3 protein-coding genes are annotated in these 4,769 nt (G+C 39.6%); all 3 read right to left on the bottom strand.

Going from position 1 to position 4,769, the window contains the following annotated elements; genetic code table 11:
- Positions 1–292: 292 nt before the first annotated feature.
- Positions 293–1,576: a Glu/Leu/Phe/Val dehydrogenase gene (locus D6734_08705; protein ID RMF94037.1), complete on the bottom strand. Its 1,284-nt coding sequence runs from the start codon at positions 1,574–1,576 to the stop codon at positions 293–295.
- A gap of 90 nt (positions 1,577–1,666) precedes the next feature.
- The gene (locus D6734_08700; GenBank protein RMF94036.1) at positions 1,667–3,592 is read right to left on the bottom strand and encodes a hypothetical protein; all 1,926 of its coding nucleotides are present in this window, start codon (positions 3,590–3,592) and stop codon (positions 1,667–1,669) included.
- A gap of 1 nt (position 3,593) precedes the next feature.
- The gene (locus tag D6734_08695) at positions 3,594–4,742 is read right to left on the bottom strand and encodes a DUF362 domain-containing protein (GenBank protein ID RMF94035.1); all 1,149 of its coding nucleotides are present in this window, start codon (positions 4,740–4,742) and stop codon (positions 3,594–3,596) included.
- Positions 4,743–4,769: the final 27 nt, after the last annotated feature.

Raw genomic sequence — 4,769 nt, 5'->3', positions numbered from 1 at the left:
TAGTAATCCATTATCATAACAGAATAGAATTCATTTTTTTAAAAGATCTAAAAAAGTATCCTTACCAACCACCGCCCATTGTGGAAAATGTAGAACAACTTTCTTTAAAGTTTACTTGATTGGAGAGCAGAATGAATTTTAAAAAAAGTAGGAGATGATTTTGAAATCGCGAAAAATCTGTCTAAAATGATTGTTTTATAAGGGGTAGATTTTTGATCCTAATTTATCTTGGACAGCAATACTCCGATATAAAATTTAGAGGTAAGAAACAATAAAACAAAATTTCATCCTCTTATTTCTTAAAGAAATCCCTAGTGCCTTTGGCTTCGATGGCGCCGGCGATTCTCGAAAGAGCGTGGACATAGGCGGCTGTGCGGAGGTTTATCTTTTTCGATGAGGCAATATCTACTATTTTCTTATATTCGGAGGTTATCATCTTTTCGAGCATAGCGTTTACCTTATCCAAAGTCCAATAATAGCCGTTTCGGTTTTGCACCCATTCAAAGTAGCTTACAATCACACCTCCTGAATTGGCAATAATGTCAGGCACAACAGGAATGCCCTTTTCCTTTAAAATCTCATCAGCTTCGTTTGTTACAGGGCCGTTTGCTACCTCCACTATTGTCTTTGCCTTTATACGAGAAGCGTTAGTTGAGGTAATCTGATTTTCAAGCGCAGCAGGAATTAGCACATCGACATCAAGTTCAAGCAAATCGGTATTTGTTATATTCTCGTGTTCCTGTATGCGGCAAACTGACTCTTCACAATAAACTGCTTCGAGTTTTTTTGTTTCATTCTTGAACCTCTTTATATCCTTTGGAACAAGACCATCTTCGGAATAAATTCCTCCCTGCGAATCGCTTATAGCAACTATCTTGAATCCATCATTATACAACAAATCCGCCACATTATAGCCGGCATTGCCAAAGCCCTGCACTGCTATTTTTACATCTGAAGGCGACTTGCCTTCATTTTTGATCATTTCCCGTATTATGTAATAGGCGCCTCTTCCAGTCGCTTCTTCTCTTCCCAAACTACCTCCAAGCTCAAGGGGTTTTCCTGTAATCACAGCCGGCACCTTGGCACGCTTTATTATATTATACTGGTCTGCCATCCATCCCATAATCATTGCATTTGTATAAACATCAGGAGCTGGAATATCCCTGTCAGGACCTATGAAGTCGGCAATAGCATCGATGTAGCCGCGGCTCAGTCGTTCAAGTTCTGCTTTAGAAAGTTTTTTTGGGTCAACGACAACACCACCCTTTGCTCCTCCAAAGGGAATGTTTGCCGCGGCACACTTGAATGTCATCCAAAAGGCAAGGGCTTTCACTTCATCAAGCGAAGCAGAAGGATGATAGCGGATTCCACCCTTTGCAGGACCTCTCGTATCATCATAAATAACCCTAAAACCACCAAAGGTTCTCAATTCGCCATTATCCATACGCACAGGAATCGAAACTTCCAGAGATGCTTTCGGATGCCTCAATTTTTCAAATACATCATCGCTTACTTCAATATGTTGAAGAGCTTTTTCAAGACGTTTGCTTGCTTCTTCAAAAATATTCATAAGCATCCTTCCTATATGAATCTTTAGATATCATTAAATTATCATAGTGAAACACATTTCCCAAAAACTGCAATAATAATGCTATATTCCTTCTGACTAATATGCATTATAAATCTCGATTTCTGAAGGAACATTCTCGATTTTTATAAATGGGACAGGATCGTCTTTGACCCTGAATTCAATCAACTTTCTCGGCGGAGAGGTTTTAAGGGTTTTTATCCAGTGATATTTTATTACGATGTCTTCTCCCTCTGTCAATTCGGACAGATAGATATGATTATATGTTGCCCTTACTTTGCCGCTGCCTTTGAGGAAAAAGTTCGGGCTTCGGACAACTTCATAAAGATAAAATTTGTCAATCCTATCAATCAGGTGAATCGAATCATCAAACTTAGCGAGAAAGTTTCTCGAATAAGGGGTGAATGCAACAATCCATTTGATATTGTAAAGGTCAATCTTCTCAAGGAATTCTTCCTTTTTGTAATCCTCGAGATACTTGCCGCAAAAAAAGCCGTCCTGAAAACTTGCATAGTGATGTATCATAAAATATTGAGGTATGGGTCCGCCGATATATTCTCTTCCCGTCAGAGTGGGAAGCATAGCAGGAAGATGTGAACCCCAATAAGCATGGCGTGACTGCCAGCAGGAATCTTCAAGCATTATTCTCCCCTCGGAAGAGGTATTATTCTTAATCCATTCTATAAACTCATATCCTGTTGGAGGGAGAGATGAATGCGGAAGTTCTTCAAAGGAATACTCAACCTTCCCATTCTTAACTGGATTCAACCTATCATATCTTACAACTCTTTCGCCTCTATAACGTGGGATAAGCCGCTTGGCTGATTTTAAAGCATTTAAAGGGAAAAGGCAGATGATAAGAAATAGTGCAAGAGCAAGAGGTAAAATCTTTTTCTTAAAAGCAACTTCTTCAATGATTGAGCTTAGATAAACCGTTGCAGGGACAAGAAGAAAGAGATTGAGTTCGAACTCATAGCGCCACGGATTTTGAAGAAATGTCAATGTGGAATATGCTCCGAAATAGGAATATATAAAGAGTATCACCGAATTTCCAAGGACAGGATAAAAAAGGATATTCTTCTCTTTTTTCCATCTTATAAATCCTCCGACTGCACACAGCAAAATTGCAAGACGAAGATATCTGTAAATTCCTCCGCCCGGGAAATAAGCTTTCAAAAAGTAAAAAGGGTCTGGATTGCCAAAAAACCAATCTATATCAGCCAAATTATTCATACCGTAAAATCTGATGAAAGGAATAATCCAAGGGCTGTTTGCAAGGAGAATAAATGCAAGGCAGACAAAAAGCCCCAAATGTTGTTTTGAATTCATCTTCTTAAAGGCAATACCATAAAGAATCAGAGAGCCGACGGCAATGTTGATTGGTGCAAGAATATGCACTGAAAGGGCGCATGCCCCAATTAAAGCACAAAGTACGATAAAACGAAATCGACCAGATTCAACATACCTATAAAAAAGCGAAAAAATCAGCAATGTAATATGTGATACGAAAATAAAAGCAAATTGCCCTGCAAGATTGAATCTAAATGCAGGATAGGCCCACCAGTATGCTGTGCCTGAGGCAAATCCAAATGCAAGCGCCCATCTTCTCAATCCAAAGTTGTAAAGCGCCCACAGGAAAAGCAGAGGAGCAAGGATATAATTTAGAAAGATATAAATGTTGTAAACAGTTGCAGTATTGAAATAGGAGAATATAACTCCAATTATTTCAGGTGATTTTGCATCAGCGTCGAAAACCGTCGATTTCGGCAAGCCAGCCATATAGAAAGGGTCATATCCCCATAGATGTCCACTGTCCTTGAAAAATTTGATGACAGGGTCTATATGTCCGAAATGAATCGAATAATCATCATTCATCACGGGGAATCCTGAATCAATATCTACATTCGAATAGAAACCCGCAGCGCAAACAAAATGAAAAATGAAGATAAGAAGAATAAGGACAAGATATATTTTGCTCTCTTTGGAATGCAATTCTTCTCTCACTTTACCGAGCTAAAAGCCTATATAGAAGACCCTTTTTAAGATTGATTGCGCCTTCAGGACAAACCTCATGACAGCAATAGCATTTAATGCATTTATTGTAGTCCATCACAGGATAACCATCAACCATAGTAATCGCCCCGGGCACACAAGCCGCATAACATGTTTTACAACCCGTACACTTCTTTTTGTCAACAACTGGTTTGGCTGTTGTCCTTTCCCTCATAAGTCCTATAATAAACCTCATCAATGGCTTGTCTGAAACATCATCGACAAGTACTTCATAATCATCCACATAAAACTTACTGATATCATCGCCGAGAATTTCAATATTCTCAGGATTTGCTACCCCTACTCCCTGCTCTTCTGCGAGTTTGCATGTTGTAAGTGCATAAGGGTTTTTCTTTATTATCTGGCAGGCAACGGAATCAAGCGCAACGGCATCCGTACTTGCTATTATAGCGCCGACTTTACGGGGATTCCCGCTTCCAGGTCCATTCCCATCCATCCCCACCACAGCGTCCATAATGGAAAGCGCAGGACGAATGGTCTTATAAAGGTCAACAAGCATCTGAGAGAATTCAGGCCTATGAGGAGCGCGCATATGGAGTTGTCCCTTCAAAAGCCCGGGAACACAACCAAAATTGTTTTTTACGGCGCCTGTTAAAAGCGTCAACCCATGAGTCTTTAACTTGCATAGATTTATGTGGACATCACATTTTTTCAATTCCTCCGTAACGGTAAATTTCTTGAAAACTTTGCCATCAGGATTTTCTATATCCATTTTTGAAGAACTGAAATGAACAAGCTCAACCTCCTTCTTTTCAACAACATCGAGTATGCCTGTAATCTCACATACTTTTTTGAACTTCTCCAGACTTCCTTTTCCTTCCGTGGCAGGGCTGTCTCCCACAACAGGAATTCCTCCTGCCTCTCTTACCAAATCTATTACAGCAGATAAAACCGTAGGATGCGTTGTTACTGCTTTTTCAGGTGGTTTGCCGGAAAGAAGATTTGGTTTAATTAGTACTCTATTGCCGCCTGAGATGAATTTTTCAAAGCCGCCCAATAAGCCGACTGCTTCCCTTACAGATGAAATGACTTTTTCTTCTTCATATTCCGGACATGCTATAAGTGATACCTTTGATTTCATATTCCCCTCTCTTTATTTATTTTTGAT

This window comes from Candidatus Schekmanbacteria bacterium (genome assembly GCA_003695725.1).
In the GTDB taxonomy this organism is placed as follows: domain Bacteria; phylum Schekmanbacteria; class GWA2-38-11; order GWA2-38-11; family J061; genus J061.
This window is presented reverse-complemented; position numbering and strand designations above follow the sequence as displayed.